This is a genomic window from Desulfotomaculum copahuensis, assembly GCF_001655685.1.
Taxonomy (GTDB): Bacteria; Bacillota; Desulfotomaculia; order Desulfotomaculales; family Desulfovirgulaceae; genus Desulfotomaculum_G; species Desulfotomaculum_G copahuensis.
The window spans coordinates 88,286-108,257 of sequence record NZ_LYVF01000192.1; the positions used below are offsets into that span (position 1 = coordinate 88,286).

Genomic DNA, 19,972 nt, shown 5'->3' on the forward strand with positions numbered 1-19,972 from the left:
AATGAAAGGAGGGAGGCTCATGTTTGTTGTCAACGGCCGTGGTTCCCTGGTGCGTTTAATTGCCGGCATTTTTGTTCTGGGCAGCACGTTGCTGGCGGTTTCGGTCAGTATTTACTGGCTGTATTTCACCGGGTTTGTCGGCTTTATGCTGATGGTATCCGCAATCACGGGATTTTGTCCCATGGAAATAATCTTGAAAGCGATTGGGGTTGAGGAGCGGCAGGTAACGCCGGTGGGGCGGTTGGACCGGATTAAATAGAGGTGTGGGTTGGTGGGGCGTTGCATTGCTGTTGGGGCGGTGGATTCCCTGCTGTACCGGTGGAACCGTTCACCGCCGGATCGTGCCCGGCCGTTGAAGGCCGCCAGGCCGGCAAATTTTGTCATGAATTGTTGTAACCCGCGTTATTTCGCGGGTTGCTTTGCGTTTTCCCGGAAAACCGGCTGGTTGAAGGTGCCGGGAGGCATAGCGGCAGCATGCCGTCTGTAGTATAATGACCGGGAAGCTGGTGATGCGCCGGGAATATTACTATGAGAGACTATCTAATGTTTGAAACAGGTTTGGCCGCCGCTTAATCCCCTCGGCAATGAATAATTGTTTGCGTTTTCTGGCCACCCGGTTGATATGTAAACCATTTAATGCTCCAGGTGGTGCACACATGGGGTCTTGAGAATTTTTATCGAGGCAGGTTTGCTTTTTAATGAAGAAAAAGAGTTGCTTTTTATTATTGTTTGTGCTGCTGCTGTCTTCTTGCCCCCGGTGTGTTTACGCCGGTGCGGTATTCGAGCCGGACAACGGCTGTTACACAGGCGCATATATGTTTGACGATACCAGGTGTAACGCCGACCCGCAGAATTTCAACCTCCTGGCCGGCAAAAAACAGGCTGCCTTCCTGGCCTACCGCGGTTACGGGCAGCCGTTTCCCAGCGATCTGGCCGCCAAGGTGAAGGCCGCGCACGCCGCCTTGCAGCTGGCCCTGGAGCCCAATGACGGTTTGGATCAAGTGCAGGACGACGCCTATCTGCACCGGTTTATGAAAGATGCCTGGAAGTCCGGTATTCCCATATTTCTGCGTTTCGCCTCCGAGATGAACGGGCCGTGGGTGGCCTGGCACGGCAATCCCTGGCTGTACCAGGAAAAGTGGCAACTGGTATGGAAGGTGGCCCGGGAGGAAGCGCCCAATGTGGCCATGGTCTGGGTGCCGGCGGAAACGCCTTTGAGCGGGATGATGGACTACTATCCCGGCAGTGAATGCGTGGACTGGGTGGGCATGGACATATATTATGACGGGCAGTACAACGGGGAGGCGGACAGCAGTATCTGGCATGTGAATCCGCTCGATTCCCTGAAGTACCTTTATTACCGCATTCCCGACAAGCCGTTTTTCATTGCCGAATTCGGCGTTGCGCATTATGAAAAATCGTCCGGGCGCAATCTGACGGCCCGGGCGGTGAATGAAATGTGCAATTTTTATAACGAACTGCCGCAATCATTCCACCGGGTGAAGGCGGTCAGCTATTTCGATTGCGACAGCATCACCTTTCACAGCGAGGATAACGACTACTCTTTAAGCAACGGGGTTATATTGAACGCCTATAAGGCGTTGATCTCACCATCCTACTATTTGAGCGATGTGCAGGGCTGGCGGGAATACAAGGGATACTGCCTGCCGGAAGTGCGGTTCAACGGCCACCGCTTCATCCCGGTCCGGGCTTACGCCCTGGCGGAGAATTTAAGCGTCCGCTGGAACCCGCCCAATAACATTGTGCTCGGCAAACAATCCTATACTGTCAACGGGAATGATCTGCTGGTGTTCCACAGCCAGGCGTGGCTCAGGGAAAGCCTGGTGCTGCCGGTTGGGCAGTAGATGCGGCACCGGGAGTTGCCGGAGCGCGGCGTTTGTTTTTGCCGGCTTGGAAAATGCCGGGTGCGCTAAAGGCCATACTCAAAAATAGCCGCATATGGTATAATGAGCTCAAAAAGCGGGTGATGCCGTGGCAGAGCACGACGAATCCTACCACGCCCATGACAAAGGCTACAAGCAGCTTCTCGCCAACAAGAAGACATTTCTGGAAGATGGACGTAGAAGAATTACTCAAACGCATGCGCAAAATGGCCGCCGGGCTGAAGTCGTTGAGCCGGGATGAATTCAGGCAGCTGGTGGCATGGGTGCTGCATATTTTCAGAGCGAAGTATCCCAAGGCTCTGCATGAAGAAGTGGCCTGCATGATGGAAGAAGCAAACCCCTGGGAGGTGGAAACGGTGATTATGAATTTGGAACCCGCCCTGGACGAGATGCAGGAACGGGCGATATTGAAAGGCAAGCTGGAGGGGCTCAGGGAAGGCAAGCTGGCAGGGCTCAAGGAAGGCGAACTGAAAGGGAAACTGGCGGTTGCCAGGGCCGCTTTGCGCAAGGGGTTTTCCGTGGACGACGTGGCCGGGATAACCGGATTGAACAGGGAAGAGGTTTTTAAACTGAAAAGCGATATGCAGTGAACGGGATGATCTTGCTCCTGTTGATGGAAGCGGATCAGGATTGGCTTGGTGAACAAAAATCCGGCGGAGAGCAGGTCAATTTAATCTTGCTATCAAGAGTCTCATCCTGCGGGTGGGGCTTTTATTATCCGGCGCTGAGTGAAGCTGAAGCCAGGGAACAGCCGCTATTTTTCACTGGCTTGCGGAAACGGCTGATTTTGCGGTTTTTCGGGGTTTGACAGCGGAGTTTGTCTTTTGCCGGATTAAAAATTGCCGGTGTTCGGAAAAAAGGGCTATTTGGTGTCGATATACCGGGTAAGGCACGCTTATAATATAGTAAGGAAAAGTATTGGAGGTAAAGTGGGATGGCAATTGTAAAGATATCCAGTAAGCGGCAAATCACTCTTCCAGCCAGGCTATGCCGGGCGTTAAATTTAAAGGAAGGGGACCGGCTGGCGCTGGAGATCAAAGGAGATCAGATTACCTTCACCCGGGTACCGGATAACATTACCCACTTTTTTTCCGGCATTGCCCGGGGTGTGTATGGCGCAACTTCACGCCAGGTTGATGAATATGTGCGGGAGGAAAGGGACTCGTGGGAATAGCCGCGCTTTTGTATACATTGAAAAAACAGACGGCGGTTTTGGTTGATACCAATATAGTCATTTATTTTCTGGAAGACAGCCCCGTTTTCGGAGCGGCCGCCAGGGAAGTATTTCAACAGATTCAAGATAATGAGGTAAAGGGATACCTTTCTGTGATTACGGTTACTGAGTTGCTGGTTAAGCCGTTTAAAAGCGGGAATGAAGAACTTAAGAAAAACATAAGGTTACTCCTGGATTGTTTTCCTATTCTGAACACGCTTGATGTTATCAGGGAAATAGCCATCAAGGCGGCTGAAATAAGGGCTTTGACCAATCTGAAAACGCCTGATGCCATTTTAGTGGCCACAGCATCCATTCATGGTTGTGCGCTGATTGGAAACGATCTGGAATGTTCAAAAAAGCATTTGGTAGTGACATATATCAATTTCGGCCAGTTGATTGTACCGGAATAAGGTGCGGGGTGTGACGTATGAGATACGGCGTTTCGGCGGGCATGTCCCATCATGCAGTGGTGGGGCTTTTTTTATTCCAGGTACTTTATGTGGTGAACTTTTTGCGTGGTTAAATTTAAGTCAAGGGCGGGGTGAAGGGTGAAGCAGCAAAAGGAGCTTGCCGCCTGCAACACCGGAAGCTTTTGTGGCAAATGTATCTGAAAGAGCGGAGTGATATCCGGTGTACACCACCGGGATGTGGCCGGGGTAAGTATTTCAAACCTGTCAAAAGTCTCACCCTGCGGGTGGGGCTTTTATTATCCGGCGCTGAGTGAAGCTGAAGCCAGGGAACAGCCGCTATTTTTCACTGGCTTGCGGAAGCGGCCGGTTTTGAGGTTTATCCGGTCTTGACAGGTGCGAGAAGGGTATAGTAAAAATATATGGCAGTAAGTAACCATACGGTTACTTATCAGGGGGTGTTGGCGTGGATAAAGGGCTGAAACAGGTGCGGGACGCCGTAGCCACCCGGGCAAAGATTATGGCCGTGGCGCGGAAAATTTTCGCCGCCCGCGGTTTTGACGCGGCGCGGGTGGAGGAGATCACCGGGGCGGCCGGGGTGAACAAGCGCATGCTGTACCACTATTTCGGCAGCAAGGAAGGGCTTTACCTGGAGGTGCTCAAAGAGTGCTTCGAGCGGGTCTACCGGATGAGCAGCGAAGAGCTGTGCGTGGAGGGGGCGGTGGTCGAGCGGGCGCGGGCGGCCGTCAGCCGCTACTTTTACTTCCTGGCTGAAAACCTGGATTTTGTGCGGCTGGTGGGCTGGGAAACGCTGCAGGGCGGGCGCTTTGCCGGACAGGTTTTGTCCGGTCTTTTCGAAGCCGGTCTGGAGAAATTGGAGTCTATCCTTGACCAGGGGGTGCGGGAAGGGGTATTCAGGCCGGACATAGATATCCGCCGTCTGCTGGTGAGCATTAACGGATTATGCCTGTCCTACTTTTCCCGCCTGGACATGCTGCGTTTTCTCTGGCCGCGGGATCCCCGGGCGCCGGAGATGCTGGCCGCGCATTTGGAGCACATCCTGGCCCTGGTTTGGCGGGGCATCCTGGCCCCGGAAAAATAGTCGTGTGGGGGAGAGAGCGAGTTGTTCGTACAGAAACGGCAAATCTCATGGTTGCGTGCGGCGGTACTCGGATTGGCGGCAGTGCTGGTTTTTTCCCTGGCCGGGTGTGTGGCCGGCGGCCCGGCGCAAGCGGACAAGCAAACCTACAGCGGCCTGGTCAATGCCACGGAGGTGGACGTCAATACCAAGATTCCCGGCCGGGTGATCAAGCTGGCGGTTAAAGAGGGCGGTACGGTCAAAAATGGACAGTTACTGGCGGAGATTGATCCAGCAGATCTTTTAAACCAGAAAAAGGCGGCACAAGCGCAGCTGGACGCGGCCGCGGCGGCCATGCAAAAGGCCGGTGCCGGACTGCAGGCGGCTGCGGCCGGCGGTGAAAAGGCGCAGGCGGCCGCAGACGTAACCCGGGGCACCGCCGGGGCCACTCTGGCCAAAGCGCAGGCCGGGTTGGCCAAAGCGCAGGACGATGCCGCCCTGGCGAAGAAGGTCTACCAGCGCATTGATACACTGCACCGGCAGGGCGCTGTCCCGGAGCAGCAGTACGATGAGGCGAAAAACAAGCTGGACGCCGCCAATGCGGCCGTGCAGGCGGCGGAAGACGACGTGGCGGCGGCCCGGGCCGGCCTGGGGCAGGTGGACGTCTATCAGGCCGGCGTGGCGGAGGCGTCGGCGGCCAAAGCGGCCTCGCAGGCGGACATCAACGCGGCCCGGGCGGCCTACAACCAGGCGCAGGCACAGTTGCAGGAAATTGAGGCCAACCTGGCCCAGACAAAGGTGGTGGCGCCAGTTTCGGGCGTGATCACCTCCCGCAATGTGGAAGCGGGGGAAGTGGCGGCGGCCGGAGCGTCACTGTTCACGCTTACCGAAAACGGTCATAACTGGGTGGATGTGAAGGTGCCGGAGACAGCGCTGGGCAAAATCAAGCTGCACCAGAAGGTGACGGTGACCGGCGATGCCTTTCCCGGCCGGCGCTTTACCGGGGAAGTGACGGCCATCAACAAAAAGGGCGACTTTGCCACCTACCGGGCGACGAACGACCGGGGCGACAAAGACATCATCGCCTTTGACGTGCGGGTGGAGCTTGACGACCCGGCCTGGTGGCCGGGCATGACGGCGGAAGTGGCGTTTTGAGTTCCGGAAAGGGGGTGGTTATGGTGCCCGGACAGATTGGTTTTGTAGCCCGGCGGGAATGTCGTTACATGCTGGGCAACCGGCGGCTGCTGATTATTTTACTGGGCATTCCGTTCCTGTATATCAGCCTGTTTGGCGTATTATACAGCCGGCACGTGATCACGCACATACCAACGGTGGTTTACGATATGAACCAGACCGGTTTAAGCCGGGAAATGGTGCAGGCTTTCCAAGACTCGCAAAAGTTCGACCTGCTCGGCTATGTGGACGATGAGGCCCAACTGAACCGGGCGCTGGCAGACCGGCGGGCCGTGGCGGCGCTGGTGATTCCCCCGGACTTTGCGCGGGCGGTGAAAAGCGGCCGGCAGGGGCGCCTGCTGGTCGTGGTCAACGGCACCAACATGCTCTACAGCAATGCGGTGATGACGGCGGCCAGTGAAATCGCCGGCACGCTTTCGGCCGGGGTGAGCGTGACCGCCCTGGAGAGCCGCGGCCTGCTGCCCGGGCAGGCTTTGGACGCGGCCGCGCCGCTGAACCTGCGGCTGCGCATCTGGTACAACCCGGCATTTAATTATCTCAACTTCCTGCTGCTCGGGTTGGTCTGCACCGTGATGCAGCAAATCGCCCTGCTTTATGTGGCCGTGGCTGTAAGCCGGGAAAAAGAACAGGGCACACTGGAAGAACTGCGGCGGGCCGGGATTTCCGCGCCGGCGGTGGTGCTCGGCAAGCTGCTTCCCTACCTGCTGGCCAACCTGTTGACTCTGAACGGTGTTTTGCTGCTGGTCTTTACATGGTTCCAGGTTCCCTTCCGGGGCAGTATATGGGTGCTGGGCCTGTTGGAGTTGCTCTTTTTGACCGGCATTCACGCTCTGGGCATTTTCCTTTCCACCGTTTGCCGCAGCGAGTTGGAAGCGACCCAATTGGCCATGCTGGTGGCAGTGCCCTCGTTTTTGTTTTCCGGCTACACCTGGCCCCTGCCCGCCATGCCCCCCCTGGCCCGGGCCGTCTCCAGCCTGCTGCCGCTGACCTATTTCGCCTCCGATGTGCGGGATATTGCTTTGATGGGTGTGAGCCTGCCGGTGCTGGCCCGCGATCTGGCCGTGCTGGCCGGCCTGGCGGCGGTGCTCCTGCCCCTGTCCGTCTATTTCTTCCACCGCCAGTACCGGTTCGCGCCGCCGGCGGGGCAAGCGGCTGCGCTGCCGGTGCGGGAAGCCGGCCGGTGAAGCTACATTTACGGAACTTGGCTTTTTGACAATTGATATATTGTTGTTATACGTGCAAACGCCGGATGTCGTCTTTGCGCTTTGGAAAGCGTATCCATGATGATAACGGCATTCACCGGTCCCCGCGCAGGAAGTGCGGGGTTTATTTTTGCCGGCTTTGAAAACTGCCAGGTGCGCGGCAGGCCATATTCAAAAACAGCCGCATATGGTATAATGACCTCAAAAAGCGGGTGGTGCCGTGCTTGATCACGACAAGTCACACCACGCCCATGACAAAGGCTACAAGCAGCTTCTCGCCAACAAGAAGGCATTACTTAAACTTTCGTCCGGGAAAAGGGTGTTATATATTTTCAAGGCGGAATTTCCCAGGGCTTCACACGAAGAAGTGGTCCGCATGATGGAAGAAGCAAATCCCCAGGAGGTGGAAACGGTGATATTTGACCCGGTGTTTACCGGACGGGATGTGGCCTGTGTCCGGGCCGGTCTGAAAAAAAGGCGTGAGCAGAGGGAAAAAGAGCTGGCGCAGCGGAAAGAGGACGCCCTGGCCGGCGCGCGCCGGGCGGCGGCCATGATCCGGGCGGAGTACGGCTGCCGGGTGCTGCTTTTCGGTTCCCTGGCCCGCGGCGGCAGGTTCAACGAACATTCCGACATCGACCTGGCCCTGGAGGGATTGCCGGTGGAAGCCAACTTCTGGCGTCTTTATGCCGGCGCTCTGACGCTGGTGGAGCCCTTCCACCTGGACCTGGTGCTGCTGGAATCCGCCTCTCCGGAGTTGCAAGGCCGGATCCGGCAGGAGGGAGTGGAAATATGACTGCCGAAACGGCCGTATTGGAAGCCAGGATCAGACAGGAACTGCGGCAGTTGGACAAATTGTCCGCCGAGATGAAAAAGGCCTTGAAGCCTTTTCAGGGTAAAGAAATAAAAAACACCGTCATTCTGCGTGCCCTGGGCTCAATGCTGCATGACTTCTATACCGGGGTGGAGAAGATTTTTTTAAATATCGCCAAAGAAATTGATCAACTGGCCCCGCGGGGGGAGAATTGGCACCGTCAACTTTTGGAGCAAATGACACTGCATTTGAAAGAACGCCGGCCCGCCGTGATCGATCTGGAACTGGCCGGGCAATTGGAGCAATACCTGGCTTTCCGGCATCGTTTCCGCAACCTGTACGGCTTTGATCTGGAATGGGGGCGCATGGAGCAGCCGGTAAAAGAGTTGCCGGAAACGCTGCGCCGCTTTGGCGCGGCGGTGGAAGATTTCCTGCTCCTGCTGATGGAAGCGGATCAGGATTAGCCTGGTGAAAGAAAATACGGCGGAAAAGCCCTGCCATACCACGGCGGGGCTTTTTTCATGCCGGGTATATAACCATACTTGACAGTAATTACCCGAAGTCATATACTTTACATGGTGAACCTTTTGGGTGGTTAAATTTAAGTAAAAAGGCGGGGTAAAGGGTGGGGCAGCAAAAGGAGCTCGCCGTCTGCATCGACCGGCTGGAGGAAGTGTTCCAGCAAATGATCCGCCGCTTGCATGCCGAACTGGATCATCACCTGGCACAGGGCATTACGGGCAGCCAGTTTTTTGTGATGAAACGGGTTGAACGGCGCGGGCGTATGATGGTTTCCGAGATGGCCGAAGACATGGGCGTGTCCTTAAGTGCCATCACCGCGCTGGTGGACCGGCTGCACAAGGCCGGATTCGTGCGGCGGGTGCGTGACGACAGCGACCGGCGGGTGGTCTGGCTGGAAGTGACACCCGAGGGCAGGCAGGTACTGCAATCTTGCCTGCTGACCAGGCGGCGGATCCTGGAAAGATATCTCGGCCAGTTGCCCCTAACAGATGTGGAGCAGCTGGTGCACATTTACGAAAAGCTGCTGGCTGTAATCCAGCGGGAGGGGGGCGGTATTACAACCGGCCGGGGGTGCTGCGCCGTGCACCAGATGCCGGAGGAAGGACCGGGGGAGAAGCCCGGATAAAGAGGTTTACCGGCAACGGGTTGCTTCCGGGCGCCTGCCAGCCGCGCAGGTCTTAAAACGGCTACCTGTTTGATGGTGGCGCATTGCTTTTTAGTGCTGGGTTATGTGTCATCTGCCGCCTGTGAAATCGGGCTGGCCGGTTGAATACGGATTGGTTTTGGCGGAAACTTTTTCAGCATAACCGTGTAATTACTTTACAGGTACAATTATGGGGCGGGGAGTGAAGCATATGGCCAATGAGCATGAAGCGCCGGCAAACGGCGCGCCGGAAGAAGACAGGGGCGGCCTGCCACCGGCCGGGGGCGATGCTGTACATAGCAAAAACGGCGGCCGGGCGCGCAAGGTGATCATAGCGGTTGTGGCCGTACTGGTGGTCGTGGCCGCCGGGCTGGCCATCACCCATGGCAAAAAGCCGGCGGCCGTCGATCAGGCCGCGGCCGGGACGCTGACGGTGAGCACGGCCAAAGCGGAGACGGGCTATCTGAGCAACGATACGGTGGTCAGCGGCAAGCTGGAGGCCGTGCAGTCGTCCGAAGTGGTGGCCAAGATGCCCGGCAAGGTGGCGGCCGTTTTCGTGGATGTGGGCAGCACGGTACAGGCCGGTCAGCCGCTGGTGCAGCTGGACAATAAGGATTTACAGGACCGGGTGAGCCAGGCGCAGTCCGGAGTGAGCCAGGCACAGGCCGCTGTGGACCAGGCGCAGGCGGGGGTTCAGGCGGCGCAGGCCGGTGCCGGGACGGCGCAGGCCGCCCTGGCCACCGCCCGGGCCAACTATGCGGTGGCTCAGGCCAACTATCAGCGCGGGCAGCAGTTGCTGGCCGCCGGGGCCATTCCCCAGGCTGATTTTGAAAGACTGTATGAACTGCCGTATGAAAAAGCCAAACAAGACGTAGAAAATAGCGCCCCTTCCGGAGTTGCATCAAACCAGGCTCAACAGGCACAAGCCCAGGCCGGCTTGAAAACCGCCCAGGCCGGGCTGCAGGCGGCGCAGGCGGCGTTGGCCCTGGCGCAGCAGGCACTGCATGACAGTGTGATTACCGCCCCCTTCAGCGGCGTAATCACCGCGCGTCTGGTCGATCCCGGCGAAATGGCCAACGGGGCGGTGGTCTCCATGGTCAACCTGGATAAAGTGGTAGTCAAGGCCACTGTCGGCGAAGATGTAATCAATCAGTTGAAGCAGGGCGAGAAGGTACAGGTGAAAATCAGCGCCGCCTCCGGGCAGCCCTTCACCGGTGTGCTGACCAACATCTCCCCGGCCGCTGATCCGGTGACCAAGGCCTATCCGGTCAAAATCGAAATCGACAATGCCAATCATATCTTAAAGCCGGGCATGTTCGCCGAGGTGGATCTGCCCCGCGACCGGCAGAAATCCCTGCTCGTGCCCCGGGACGCGGTGGTCAAGGACGGGGACAAGAGCTACGTCTGGGTGCTCAAGGACGGCGTGGTCAACCGGCGGGAGGTGAAAACAGGCGACTCGGACGGCACCAATATTGTGATCACCTCCGGGCTGACGGCAGGTGAAGATGTGGTTACCGCCGGACAGGAAACTTTGCAGGACGGCGCCAGAGTGACGGTGAAAAACGGTTAACGGAGGAAATCCATGAAAATAACCGACACTTCGATCAACCGTCCCATGCTGGTGGCCGTGCTGGTGAGTGTGGTGCTCATCCTGGGCGCCGTCTCCCTGAGCCGGTTGAACATCGACCTCTACCCCGAAATGGACCTGCCGGTGGCCGCCGTGGTCACCCAGGATCCCGGCGTGGGTCCGGAGGAAGTGGAAGCCCAGGTCACCAAACCGCTGGAATCGGTGCTCGGTACGGTGAACAACCTGGACAGCATTCAGTCCACCAGCAGCACCGGCAACTCCCTGGTCGTCGTGCAGTATAAATGGGGCACCAACATGGATGTGGCCGCCATGCAGATGCGGGACAAGATCGACCTGGTGCGCCAGTATTTACCGGACGGCGTCAAATCGCCGATGGTGTTCAAAATGGACCCGAACATGATCCCGATCATGCAGCTGGCCCTGTCCTCATCCGACCCGGAGCAGCTGAAAAAGATCACCGATGATGTAATCCAGCCCCGGCTGGAGCGCACCGCCGGGGTGGCCAGCGTCTGGACGGCCGGCGGGGTGGAGCGGGAGATCCACGTCCTGGTCGACCCGGCGCGCCTGCAGGGCCGCGGGCTGTCCCTGAACCAGTTGACGGCGGCGCTGACGGCCGAGAACATGAATGTCTCCGCCGGTTCCGTGCAGGAAGGCAGCAAGGATCTTTTGGTGCGCGTAACCGGTCAATATAAAAATCTGGATCAGATCCGTAACCTGGTGATCAGTTCCCCCGGCGGCGCCGCCGTGCACCTGGGTGACGTGGCGCAGGTGACGGATGGCCAGAAAAAAACCACCGGCTTCAGCCGGGTGAACGGTAAATCCGCCCTGACTGTATTCATTCAGAAACAGAGCGGCTCCAATACGGTGAAAGTGGCGCAGGCGGTGCGCCGGACGATCGCTGATTTAAAACAGCAGGTGCCCGGCGTGAAGTTTGATCTGGTCATGGATCAGTCCAAATACATTGAGGAATCGATCACCCACGTGGTGCGGGAAGCCCTGGCGGGCGGCCTGCTGGCCGTGCTGGTGATGTGGATTTTCATGCGTAACCTGCGCAGTACGCTGATCATATCCACCGCCATTCCCATCTCCATTGTCGGCACCTTTGTCCTGCTTTATTTTAACAACATGACTTTGAACCTGGTCTCCATGGGCGGGCTGGCCCTGGGAGTGGGCCTGATCGTGGACGACGCCATTGTGGTGCTGGAAAACATCTACCGGCACCGCCAGCAGGGCTACGGACTGGTGGACGCCGCCAAAACGGCCACCGGCGAAGTGGGCGGCGCGGTGATCGCTTCCACCCTGACCACCATGGCCGTCTTTTTACCGATTGTTTTCGTCCAGGGGCTGGCGGCGCAGCTGTTCCGGCCCATGGCCCTGACGGTTTCCTTTTCCATTTTCACCTCCCTGATTGTGGCTCTGACCCTGGTGCCCCTTTTGGCCTCCCGCCTGCTCAAGCTGGAGGGACGGCGGGGCGTAAAGAACGGGGTGCTCGGGCGGCTGTACGCCGTTTCCGGGCACTGGTCCGACAAATTGAACGATGCCTACCGGCGCCTGCTGGAATGGGCGCTGGGGCACCGGCGCCTGGTGATCGGCGGGGTGGTGGTGCTCATGGTATTGAGCCTGGCCGTCTTCCCCCTGGTCGGTTTTGAGTTTATGCCGTCCATGGATCAGGGCTATGTGAATGTAACGGCAAAAATGCCCCGCGGTACGAATCTGGCCGCCACCAACCGGGTGGCCGCGCAGATTGAAAAAGACGCGCTAAAAATGCCCGGGGTGGAAAGCATCTTCACCGGAGTGGGTTTTACCGGCACACAGGGGATGTGGGGCGAGCAGTCCACCGATTTGGCCCAGGTGAGTTTGAAACTGGCCGACAAGACCCGGCGCGCTCTTTCCGACCGGCAGATCGCGGAGCAGCTGCGGGAGCAGTTGAAGAACATACCGGGGGCCAAAATCACCGTGGCCGCCCAGGACCCCAACCAGATGCAGGGCTCCGGCGCCCCCGTTTCAGTGAAAATAGCGGGTGACGACCTGGCTGTGCTGACCAAACTGGGCGACGACCTGGCCGGCCTGATCCGCGGCGTGCCGGGTGCCCGGGAAGTGACCAGCAGCCTGGAGGAAGGGCGGCCGGAGGTGCAGGTGCTGGTGGACCGGGACCGGGCGGCCGCCTACGGCCTGTCCCCGGCCGACGTGGCCGCCACTGTGCGTACGGCCATCGACGGCACGGCGGCCACCCAGTACCACACCGGCGGACATGAAGTGGATATCCGGGTGCAGCTGGCGGGCGGAGCGCAGGCGCGTTTAGCCGACCTTGCCGGTCTTACCATTACCGCGCCGTCCGGGACGCAGGTGCCCTTGAGCCAGGTGGCGCATTTGCAGGAATCCACCGGACCAAACGCCATCGCCCGCGAAAACGGCTCCCGGGTGGTGCAGGTAACCGCGCAGTTGGCCGGGCGCAGTCTGTCCGCCGTGGTCAGGGACATCAAGGCCAAAATGCCCGGGCTGGCCCTGCCGCCCGGGTATACGCTGGACTTCGGGGGCGAACAGAAGCAGATGGCCGAGGCCTTCGGCGACCTGGGCCTGGCCTTGATCCTGGCGGTGGTGCTGGTCTACCTGGTGATGGTGGCCCAGTTTGAATCGGCAATCTACCCCTTGATCATCATGTTTTCCGTACCCGTAACCATCATCGGGGTGGTGTTCAGCCTGCTGGTCACCGGGCGTGCCTTTTCCGTACCGGCCTTCATCGGTGTGATCATGCTGGTGGGCGTTGTGGTGAAAAACGCCATCGTATTGATTGATTATGTGAATATACTGCGCCGGCGCGGTCTGGACCGGCGTGCGGCGCTGCTCAGGGCCGGACCCACCCGCCTGCGCCCCATTTTGATGACGGCGCTGACGGCCATCCTGGCCATGCTGCCGATGGCGCTGGCCCTGGGGCAGGGCGCGGAGGGGCAGGCGCCCATGGCCACAGTGGTGGCCGGCGGGCTGGCTTTTTCCACCTTGATCACCCTGGTGCTGGTGCCGGTGGTCTACACCATCCTGGACGACTGGAAGGAGCGCTGGTGGGACCGCCTGTGGAATAAAGGGGCGGATAAGGCGGGCGGTGGTACGGCATCCGGCTGAAGAAGGAACGGCGCGGCGGGCGAAGCCTGCATGGGCGGCTGACACCGCCGTCCGGCGGTAAAACAGGGAAGCGGCGGGATCCCGGCGGCCCGCTGCGCATGCGGCAACCGGATACGGCACCTGCTGGCGAAGGGCACGCCCCGTCTGCCATCCGGTTTGAAAACGGTACTGCCGCGGCCGCATCCGGCCGGACGGCGTCCGTCCCCGGCGTTTACGGGCCGGACTGCTTGCGATTCGCGTTTGAAGCTTACTGGAGAAGGGGGAACCCGGTTTGAAAAACAAGAAATTGATTTATTTGGTCGCGGCACTGATGGTGGTGGTCCTGGCCGGGATCAGTTATTATTACTGGCATGAAAACACCTATTATGTATCCACCGATGACGCTATGATTGACGGTGACGTTTATAACGTCAGTCCGCAGGTGGCGGCCAAGATTATTGAATTTGATGTCAATGAGGGGCAAATGGTGAATGCAGGGGACATTATCGCCCGTTTGGACGACACCACCCTGCCGCCGGGTTCGAACAGCGATCTGGCGGTAATCCGGGCGCCGATCAGCGGCGTGGTGATCAAAAAGGTGAACCACGTCGGCGAGGTGGCGGCCCCCGGCTATCCGGTGGTGATGATGGTGGATCCCCATGCCCTGTATGTGACGGCCAACATTGAAGAGACCAAGGTCAACCGGGTGCATCCCGGACAGCCGGTGGATATTACGGTGGACCAGTTGCCGGGGAAAAAGTTCACCGGTGTGGTTACATCGGTGACCAGGGCCACTCAGGCCACCTTCTCACTGCTGCCCACCGGCAACACGGGCGGCAACTTCACCAAGGTCACCCAGCGCATTCCGGTGCGCATCGCCTTGAATGCCTATCAGGGGGCCAAACTTTTATACGGCGCCAGCGCGGAAGTAAAGATCCATGTGAAATAAAAACATATTCCGGTGTTTTCCGGTGCCACGGTGTGTGAAGTCCAGTTCAGGAACCGGTAAGGCCGGCGCTGCTTTTACCGCCCGGAATGCAGCGCACGAAGCGGCGCCGGGATCCGGCGGCGGGAATTTTCCGGAGCGCGGACGGCATCGGACGGGTTCTGTCCGCCGATTATGCGGAGGGAGAGATAGTGGCCAGCGTGAATGAATTAAACAAGCAGCCTTTAACAAGCGGGGGGCGCGCCAGGTCCGGCGCCGCGGATGGCTCCGTTTCCGGGCTTGAAAACAGTACCTCCGGGGGCGCGGCGCCCGCCGGGAAACAATCCGGTCCGCCCCCGGGGCCGCCGGCCGGGCACATACCTTGGGCGCCGGTGATGGTTCTGGTGCTGGGCGCTTTCATGGCCATTCTGGACAGCAGCATCGTGAATGTGGCCCTGCCCAAAATGATGGCCATTTTCGGGGTGGGGGCGGATAAAATACAGTGGGTGCTCACCGGCTACCTGCTCACCTCCGGGGTGGTAGTGCCGGTGACCGGCTATCTGGGGGACCGGCTGGGATACAAGCGCGTATACATCCTGGCGCTGGCCGTTTTTACGGCCGGTTCCGCCCTGTGCAGCCTGGCCTGGAATGAAAATGCCCTGATTGCGGCACGGGTGCTCCAGGCCATCGGCGGGGGGGCGATCATGCCGGTGAGCATGGCCATGAACTACCGCATCGTGCCCCGGGACAAGATCGGTCTCGCCCTGGGCATTTGGGGCATCGCAATCAGTATGGGCCCGGCCATCGGACCGACCCTGGGCGGTTACCTGGTGGACAATTTCAGCTGGCAGATGATCTTCACTATCAACATTCCGATCGGCATTTTTGCCGTCCTGTTGTCCGGGATGTTGCTGCCGCCCACCCCCGGCCGCTCTGATTTGCGCTTCGACCTGCCCGGTTTCATTTTTTGCACCGGCGGTTGTTTCGCCATCCTGCTGGCCCTGAGTGAAGGCCAGGACAAAGGCTGGACTTCCCAGTACATTGTCACCCTGCTTGTAGCGGGTATTTTCGCCATGATCCTGTTCGTGATCTGGGAACTGTTCTTTCCTGAGCCCATGCTTGATGTGCGTTTGATGCGCAACCCGGTTTTTGCCGCCAGTATTGCCGGTACCACAATCATTACCATCGGCCTTTTTTCGGCGGTCTTTTTGATTCCGATTTACGCCCAGAACCTGTTGGGTTACACTCCCATGCAGACCGGCTTGCTGATGATGCCCATGGCGCTGACCATGGGAGTGATGATGCCGCTCAGCGGGCGGCTTTTCGACCGCCTGGGGGCTGTGCCGTTGTCCCTGACCGGATTGGTGGTGCTCATTTACGCCACATATTTGTTGCACGACTTGAGCCTGGAAACCTCCTACCATCACCTGCAATTTTTGATGATTTTGCGGGCGGTGGGATTGGGGCTGTGTATGATGCCCCTGAACACGGCCGGCATGAATGCCATACCGCGGGCACTGGTCGGCCGTGCTTCGGCGTTGAACAACCTGGCCCGGCAGATCTCCGCTTCGATGGGTATCGCCTACCTGACCTACGTCATGCTGGAGCGCCAGACCGAACACGCCGCCTGGCTGTCCGGTACGGTGAGCTACTCTTCACCGGGGACGATGAGCTTTTTAAGCCGCCTGCAGGCGCACTTCGCCGGCAGCCTGCCCGGCGGCGCCGGGCGCGAGGCGGCCCTGGGCACGCTATCCATGCTGGTTCACCAAAAAGCGATGATCCTGGCCATCCAGGATACTTTCCTGGTGTCCATGATAATCGTCATTTTCGCCATTCCGGCGGTCTTTTTCCTGGGCAAGCGCCGGGTGGAGGCCGCCCTGCAGGCCGAACGCGCCCGTCTGGCCGGCGCTTCCAATACCAAGGCAGGCGTGGCCGCCGGCGGGGCGGTGGCCGGGGCATAAAGCATAAGGCGCCGTTCGGGGCTTGCCGTTCAGTTTGCCGGACGCCCGCCGGCCTTTGCCGCCGGGCGTCCTTTCTATTTTCAGCGGTTGGTGATAAAATATATGGCGGGCGGGAACAAAACGGCCCGTTCTTTCGTCATAATGATCAGAGCGGTGAAACAAGGGACGGGTGTGCCCGCAGGGTGTTTACATGCGCGGTTGGCCGGTAAAAAATAATCACTGTGAGAAAGACTTGCGGCTGTGACGGATTCCGGGCCGCGGCCGCAGGGCAGGATGTCTTTTTCGGAGGAGCATGCCTTTTATGCGTATCAACCTTTTGGGGGCGCCGGTGGACGCCCTGGATCTGGAAGCCGCGGTGGAGCGGGTGGCTGCTTTTGTGACCGCCGCCGGGCCGCCCCGCCAGGTGATCACACTGAACCCGGAAATTCTTTTCCGCGCCCGGCAGGAGCCGGCATTGCTGACTCTGATCAACAGCGCGGATCTGGTTACCGCCGACGGGGTGGGTATTGTTTGGGCCGCCCGGATGGCCGGCACGCCGGTGCCGGAACGGGTGACCGGCATCGACCTGATGCTGCGCCTGATGCCCCTCGCCGCCCGGGAGGGCTGGCGGGTCTTTCTGCTCGGCGCGGCGCCGGGGGTGGCTGCGGAAGCCGCCCGGCGCCTGCAGGCGCAGCACCCCGGTCTGGTCATTGCCGGTACGCACCACGGCTATTTTCAGCCCGGCGCGTCATCCCCGGGGGCGGCGGCAGAGCCCGGTCAGCTTACGGAGGACGAGGTGGCGGCACTGGTCCGCCGCGCCCGGCCGCACCTGCTGTTTGCCGGCCTTGGCGCACCGAAACAGGAGCGGTTCATCGCCCGGCACAAGGAGGCCATGGGCGTGCCGGTGTCCATGGGAGTGGGGGGCAGCTTCGACGTGCTGGCCGGCCGGGTGCGCCGGGCTCCCCGCTGGCTGCAGCGGATGCACCTGGAGTGGCTGGGCCGGCTGTTCATGGAACCGGCCCGCTGGCGGCGCACGCTGGTGCTGCCCCGTTTCGCCTGGCTGGTATTGAGTCATGTGCGTGCGAAGAATTAACATCTTGACCCGGCTTTTAGCGCCGTCTGTTTTTGCCGGACAGGTGCGGGAGCTCCGGCGTCCCAATACAGGGGGATCTTTTGCGGGGGCAATTTGTTACAAAAGCTTGTAAATTGCGCCCGGCCGGCAGGGATGCAGTGCCGGGCGTCGAAAAACTTCATTTGACGTATCATCCGGGGAGGGATTTCATTGGCGAAAAAATGGCGCCTGACAGTGCTGGCGCTTGCCATCATGGCGGCGGCGGCGCTGCTCGGGTATGCGGGACTGGCGCTGGCGGCGGGGAATGATCCCGGTTCCAGCTCCGATCCGCTGGTGAGCAAAAGTTATGTGGAGAACTATGTCGCCCAGTATGTCCAAAACGCCTTGAAAGCAATTCCGGGCAACGGTGGCGGCAATTCCCAATGGCAGGTGAAAACGGTGCCGGCCGGCCAGGCATTCACCGGCGCCGCCGGGGCGGAATTCATCCTGCGCAGCGGACAGGCGCTGGCTGTGGATCCCACGGGCAGCGGCATGCCTGATCTAACCGCCGGCTCCAATTTGACCGCCGGGCGCGCGGTGGCCGCCAACCACCTCTACCTGGTGCCCCGTGCGGACGGACGCGGATTCAAGGCGCAGACCAATGTAGTAATTATGTACATGGGACAATAACAATTAGAGAGAGAATGGGGCGGAGAAGGAAATTGACCGTCCGGGTTCGCCCCGGGCGGCCGGAAGCGGGGTGATCCTGTTGGTAAGACGCAGGAGGAAGTTACCCTTTTTACTTTTGTTTGCCTTTATCTGCCTGGCGGGTGGCGGCGCCCTGCTGGCCAATCAGTTGGGCCTGCTCTGGCCGCAACATTCCCTGATTCCGGAAGGGTTGGGCGCCGGCCGGCCGCCGGGTTCTTTCACTGTGTTGCTGCTGGGCACCGATGCCAGGCCGGGTGAGAAAACCGGACGCACCGATTCCATTATTGTGGCCAATGTGGAAACGGATAAAAACCGTATTGCCCTGTTATCCATCCCCCGGGATACACGGGTGGATATCCCCGGGCACGGTCAGGACAAAATTAACGCCGCTGTTGAGTACGGCGGTCCGGAGTTGACCGCGCAGGTGGTATCCAACCTGATCGGCATGCCGGTGCAATATTACGCCCTGACCCGCTGGAGCGGGTTCAAAGATATTGTGGACACCCTGGGCGGCGTGACCGTTGATGTAGGACGGAATATGTACCACTATGACAGCTCCGACGGCCCCCAATACGCCATCAACCTGCGCAAGGGCGTCCAGCACCTGAACGGGGCGGAGGCGCTGGAGTTCGTGCGTTTCCGGGACGGCCCGCTGGGTGATATCGGCCGCACCAGGCGGCAGCAGGAATTCTTGAAGGCGCTGGCTCAGGAAATCATGCAGCCGCGCACCCTGCTCAAATTGCCGGAGCTGGTGCCGGAAATCAACCGCTGTGTGCAGACCAACCTGGGAGCGAAGGAAATGCTGGCCATGGCTGCCGCGGCCCGGAGCTTGAACCAGGCGCAGATTGTCACTCAGACCCTGCCCGGACAATTTCTGACCATCAACGGGGTCAGCTACTGGGGTGTGGATCCGCAGCAGGCGCAGCAGGTGGCGATGAATTTCTTTGTGGACGGCAAACAGGTGGCCCGGGTGGTGGAGCCGTCCCCGGCGCCGTCGCAGCCCGCCGCTCCGTCCGAGCAGATGGCCAGCAGCGGGGAGCCGGTTGACCAGTCCCCGGCCCCGCCACCGGCGCAGCCGCCGGTTACCGGAAACAATAATCCTCCCGCCGGCGGGAGCCGGAACGGCGCACCCGGCGGTGTGATTACACCCGCACCGGGTCAAAACAACCCCGCTTCCGGTCAAACCGGCGCCGCCGGCACGGGGACAGGGGAAAACGGTGCCCCGGCCGGTGGCGGCACCAACGGGAGCGGCGGCAACGGCACTTTGCCCACCGGCAGCGGTACCGGGACAGCCGGAAAAAGCGGTCCGTCCGGCGGCAACGGGGGACAGGGCGCCGGTGCGGGCCGACCCGGCGGCAACGGTCCGGCGGGCGGCGATGTGATCATTACTCCCCTGCCGCCCGGGAACAGCGGTTGAAGTAAATTCCGGGTGTCCGCACAGTTAAGTAACGGCGGTACATGCAAACAGGTAGAGCCGGTCGCACCGGCCCTTTTCGTGTTGCGGCCGGCATGAAAACCGCCTTCCCGGGAGGGGCCCGGAAAGCTAGTCCCGTACCGGTGCCGGTTTCTGCTCATCCGGCAATCCCGTCCCCGGAAGCCGGGCTTTCACCGGTAAACCGTTTCCAGTGGGCGCTGAATTTGCCCCGGTCTTTGAAGGCTGCAGCTTGATTAAATTTTTGGAGGT

19 protein-coding genes are annotated in these 19,972 nt (G+C 59.8%); all 19 read left to right on the forward strand.

Going from position 1 to position 19,972, the window contains the following annotated elements; all coding sequences use genetic code 11:
• Nucleotides 1–19 precede the first annotated feature (19 nt).
• The 19 genes from A6M21_RS15995 to A6M21_RS16095 all read left to right on the forward strand — a co-directional run bounded on the left by A6M21_RS15995 (nucleotide 20) and on the right by A6M21_RS16095 (nucleotide 19,705).
• Nucleotides 20–259, forward strand: coding sequence for a YgaP family membrane protein (locus A6M21_RS15995; RefSeq protein ID WP_066671087.1), 240 nt, complete (start codon nucleotides 20–22; stop codon nucleotides 257–259).
• A gap of 439 nt (nucleotides 260–698) precedes the next feature.
• Nucleotides 699–1,865, forward strand: coding sequence for a glycosyl hydrolase (locus A6M21_RS16005; RefSeq protein WP_066671013.1), 1,167 nt, complete (start codon nucleotides 699–701; stop codon nucleotides 1,863–1,865).
• 209 nt (nucleotides 1,866–2,074) lie between these two features.
• Entirely contained in the window at nucleotides 2,075–2,494 is a 420-nt protein-coding gene (locus A6M21_RS16010) for an RpnC/YadD family protein (protein WP_066671016.1), read from the forward strand.
• A 5-nt stretch (nucleotides 2,495–2,499) separates the two neighbouring features.
• Nucleotides 2,500–2,712 (forward strand): hypothetical protein, encoded by a 213-nt coding sequence (locus A6M21_RS16015; protein WP_151191987.1) that lies wholly within the window; start codon nucleotides 2,500–2,502, stop codon nucleotides 2,710–2,712.
• A gap of 126 nt (nucleotides 2,713–2,838) precedes the next feature.
• Nucleotides 2,839–3,078 (forward strand): AbrB/MazE/SpoVT family DNA-binding domain-containing protein, encoded by a 240-nt coding sequence (locus A6M21_RS16020; protein ID WP_066671020.1) that lies wholly within the window; start codon nucleotides 2,839–2,841, stop codon nucleotides 3,076–3,078.
• On the forward strand, nucleotides 3,069–3,530 hold the full coding sequence (locus A6M21_RS16025; protein WP_066671023.1) for a type II toxin-antitoxin system VapC family toxin: 462 nt from the start codon (nucleotides 3,069–3,071) through the stop codon (nucleotides 3,528–3,530). Before A6M21_RS16020 ends, A6M21_RS16025 begins: the two co-directional genes overlap by 10 nt.
• A gap of 463 nt (nucleotides 3,531–3,993) precedes the next feature.
• Entirely contained in the window at nucleotides 3,994–4,629 is a 636-nt protein-coding gene (locus A6M21_RS16035; protein WP_078060796.1) for a TetR/AcrR family transcriptional regulator, read from the forward strand.
• A 21-nt stretch (nucleotides 4,630–4,650) separates the two neighbouring features.
• Entirely contained in the window at nucleotides 4,651–5,760 is a 1,110-nt protein-coding gene (locus tag A6M21_RS16040) for an HlyD family secretion protein (protein WP_078060797.1), read from the forward strand.
• Nucleotides 5,757–6,983, forward strand: a complete 1,227-nt coding sequence (locus A6M21_RS16045) for an ABC transporter permease (protein ID WP_242868885.1) — start codon at nucleotides 5,757–5,759, stop codon at nucleotides 6,981–6,983. Before A6M21_RS16040 ends, A6M21_RS16045 begins: the two co-directional genes overlap by 4 nt.
• 238 nt (nucleotides 6,984–7,221) lie before the next feature.
• Entirely contained in the window at nucleotides 7,222–7,794 is a 573-nt protein-coding gene (locus tag A6M21_RS18110) for a nucleotidyltransferase family protein (protein WP_078060798.1), read from the forward strand.
• Nucleotides 7,791–8,276: a ribonuclease toxin HepT-like protein gene (locus A6M21_RS16055; protein ID WP_066671027.1), complete on the forward strand. Its 486-nt coding sequence runs from the start codon at nucleotides 7,791–7,793 to the stop codon at nucleotides 8,274–8,276. The genes A6M21_RS18110 and A6M21_RS16055 overlap by 4 nt, the downstream gene beginning before the upstream one ends.
• Nucleotides 8,277–8,437: 161 nt before the next feature.
• Entirely contained in the window at nucleotides 8,438–8,959 is a 522-nt protein-coding gene (locus A6M21_RS16060) for a MarR family winged helix-turn-helix transcriptional regulator (protein WP_066671029.1), read from the forward strand.
• A 229-nt stretch (nucleotides 8,960–9,188) separates the two neighbouring features.
• Nucleotides 9,189–10,547, forward strand: a complete 1,359-nt coding sequence (locus A6M21_RS16065) for an efflux RND transporter periplasmic adaptor subunit (protein ID WP_161486102.1) — start codon at nucleotides 9,189–9,191, stop codon at nucleotides 10,545–10,547.
• A 12-nt stretch (nucleotides 10,548–10,559) separates the two neighbouring features.
• The gene (locus A6M21_RS16070; RefSeq protein ID WP_066671031.1) at nucleotides 10,560–13,685 is read left to right on the forward strand and encodes an efflux RND transporter permease subunit; all 3,126 of its coding nucleotides are present in this window, start codon (nucleotides 10,560–10,562) and stop codon (nucleotides 13,683–13,685) included.
• A 271-nt stretch (nucleotides 13,686–13,956) separates the two neighbouring features.
• Entirely contained in the window at nucleotides 13,957–14,613 is a 657-nt protein-coding gene (locus tag A6M21_RS16075; protein ID WP_242868886.1) for an HlyD family secretion protein, read from the forward strand.
• A 188-nt stretch (nucleotides 14,614–14,801) separates the two neighbouring features.
• On the forward strand, nucleotides 14,802–16,550 hold the full coding sequence (locus A6M21_RS16080) for a DHA2 family efflux MFS transporter permease subunit (protein WP_427854640.1): 1,749 nt from the start codon (nucleotides 14,802–14,804) through the stop codon (nucleotides 16,548–16,550).
• A 301-nt stretch (nucleotides 16,551–16,851) separates the two neighbouring features.
• Nucleotides 16,852–17,622: a WecB/TagA/CpsF family glycosyltransferase gene (locus tag A6M21_RS16085; protein ID WP_066671033.1), complete on the forward strand. Its 771-nt coding sequence runs from the start codon at nucleotides 16,852–16,854 to the stop codon at nucleotides 17,620–17,622.
• A gap of 189 nt (nucleotides 17,623–17,811) precedes the next feature.
• The gene (locus tag A6M21_RS16090; protein WP_242868887.1) at nucleotides 17,812–18,270 is read left to right on the forward strand and encodes a hypothetical protein; all 459 of its coding nucleotides are present in this window, start codon (nucleotides 17,812–17,814) and stop codon (nucleotides 18,268–18,270) included.
• 79 nt (nucleotides 18,271–18,349) lie between these two features.
• Nucleotides 18,350–19,705, forward strand: a complete 1,356-nt coding sequence (locus A6M21_RS16095) for an LCP family protein (RefSeq protein ID WP_151191988.1) — start codon at nucleotides 18,350–18,352, stop codon at nucleotides 19,703–19,705.
• Nucleotides 19,706–19,972: the final 267 nt, after the last annotated feature.

Coding starts and splice junctions, on each gene's coding strand:
- A6M21_RS16055 (WP_066671027.1), top strand. CDS start 7,791: ATGACTGCCGAAACGGCCGTATTGGAAGCCAGGATCAGACAGGAACTG.
- A6M21_RS16070 (WP_066671031.1), top strand. CDS start 10,560: ATGAAAATAACCGACACTTCGATCAACCGTCCCATGCTGGTGGCCGTG.
- A6M21_RS16010 (WP_066671016.1), top strand. CDS start 2,075: ATGGACGTAGAAGAATTACTCAAACGCATGCGCAAAATGGCCGCCGGG.
- A6M21_RS16020 (WP_066671020.1), top strand. CDS start 2,839: ATGGCAATTGTAAAGATATCCAGTAAGCGGCAAATCACTCTTCCAGCC.
- A6M21_RS16085 (WP_066671033.1), top strand. CDS start 16,852: ATGCGTATCAACCTTTTGGGGGCGCCGGTGGACGCCCTGGATCTGGAA.
- A6M21_RS16015 (WP_151191987.1), top strand. CDS start 2,500: ATGATCTTGCTCCTGTTGATGGAAGCGGATCAGGATTGGCTTGGTGAA.
- A6M21_RS15995 (WP_066671087.1), top strand. CDS start 20: ATGTTTGTTGTCAACGGCCGTGGTTCCCTGGTGCGTTTAATTGCCGGC.
- A6M21_RS16005 (WP_066671013.1), top strand. CDS start 699: ATGAAGAAAAAGAGTTGCTTTTTATTATTGTTTGTGCTGCTGCTGTCT.
- A6M21_RS16065 (WP_161486102.1), top strand. CDS start 9,189: ATGGCCAATGAGCATGAAGCGCCGGCAAACGGCGCGCCGGAAGAAGAC.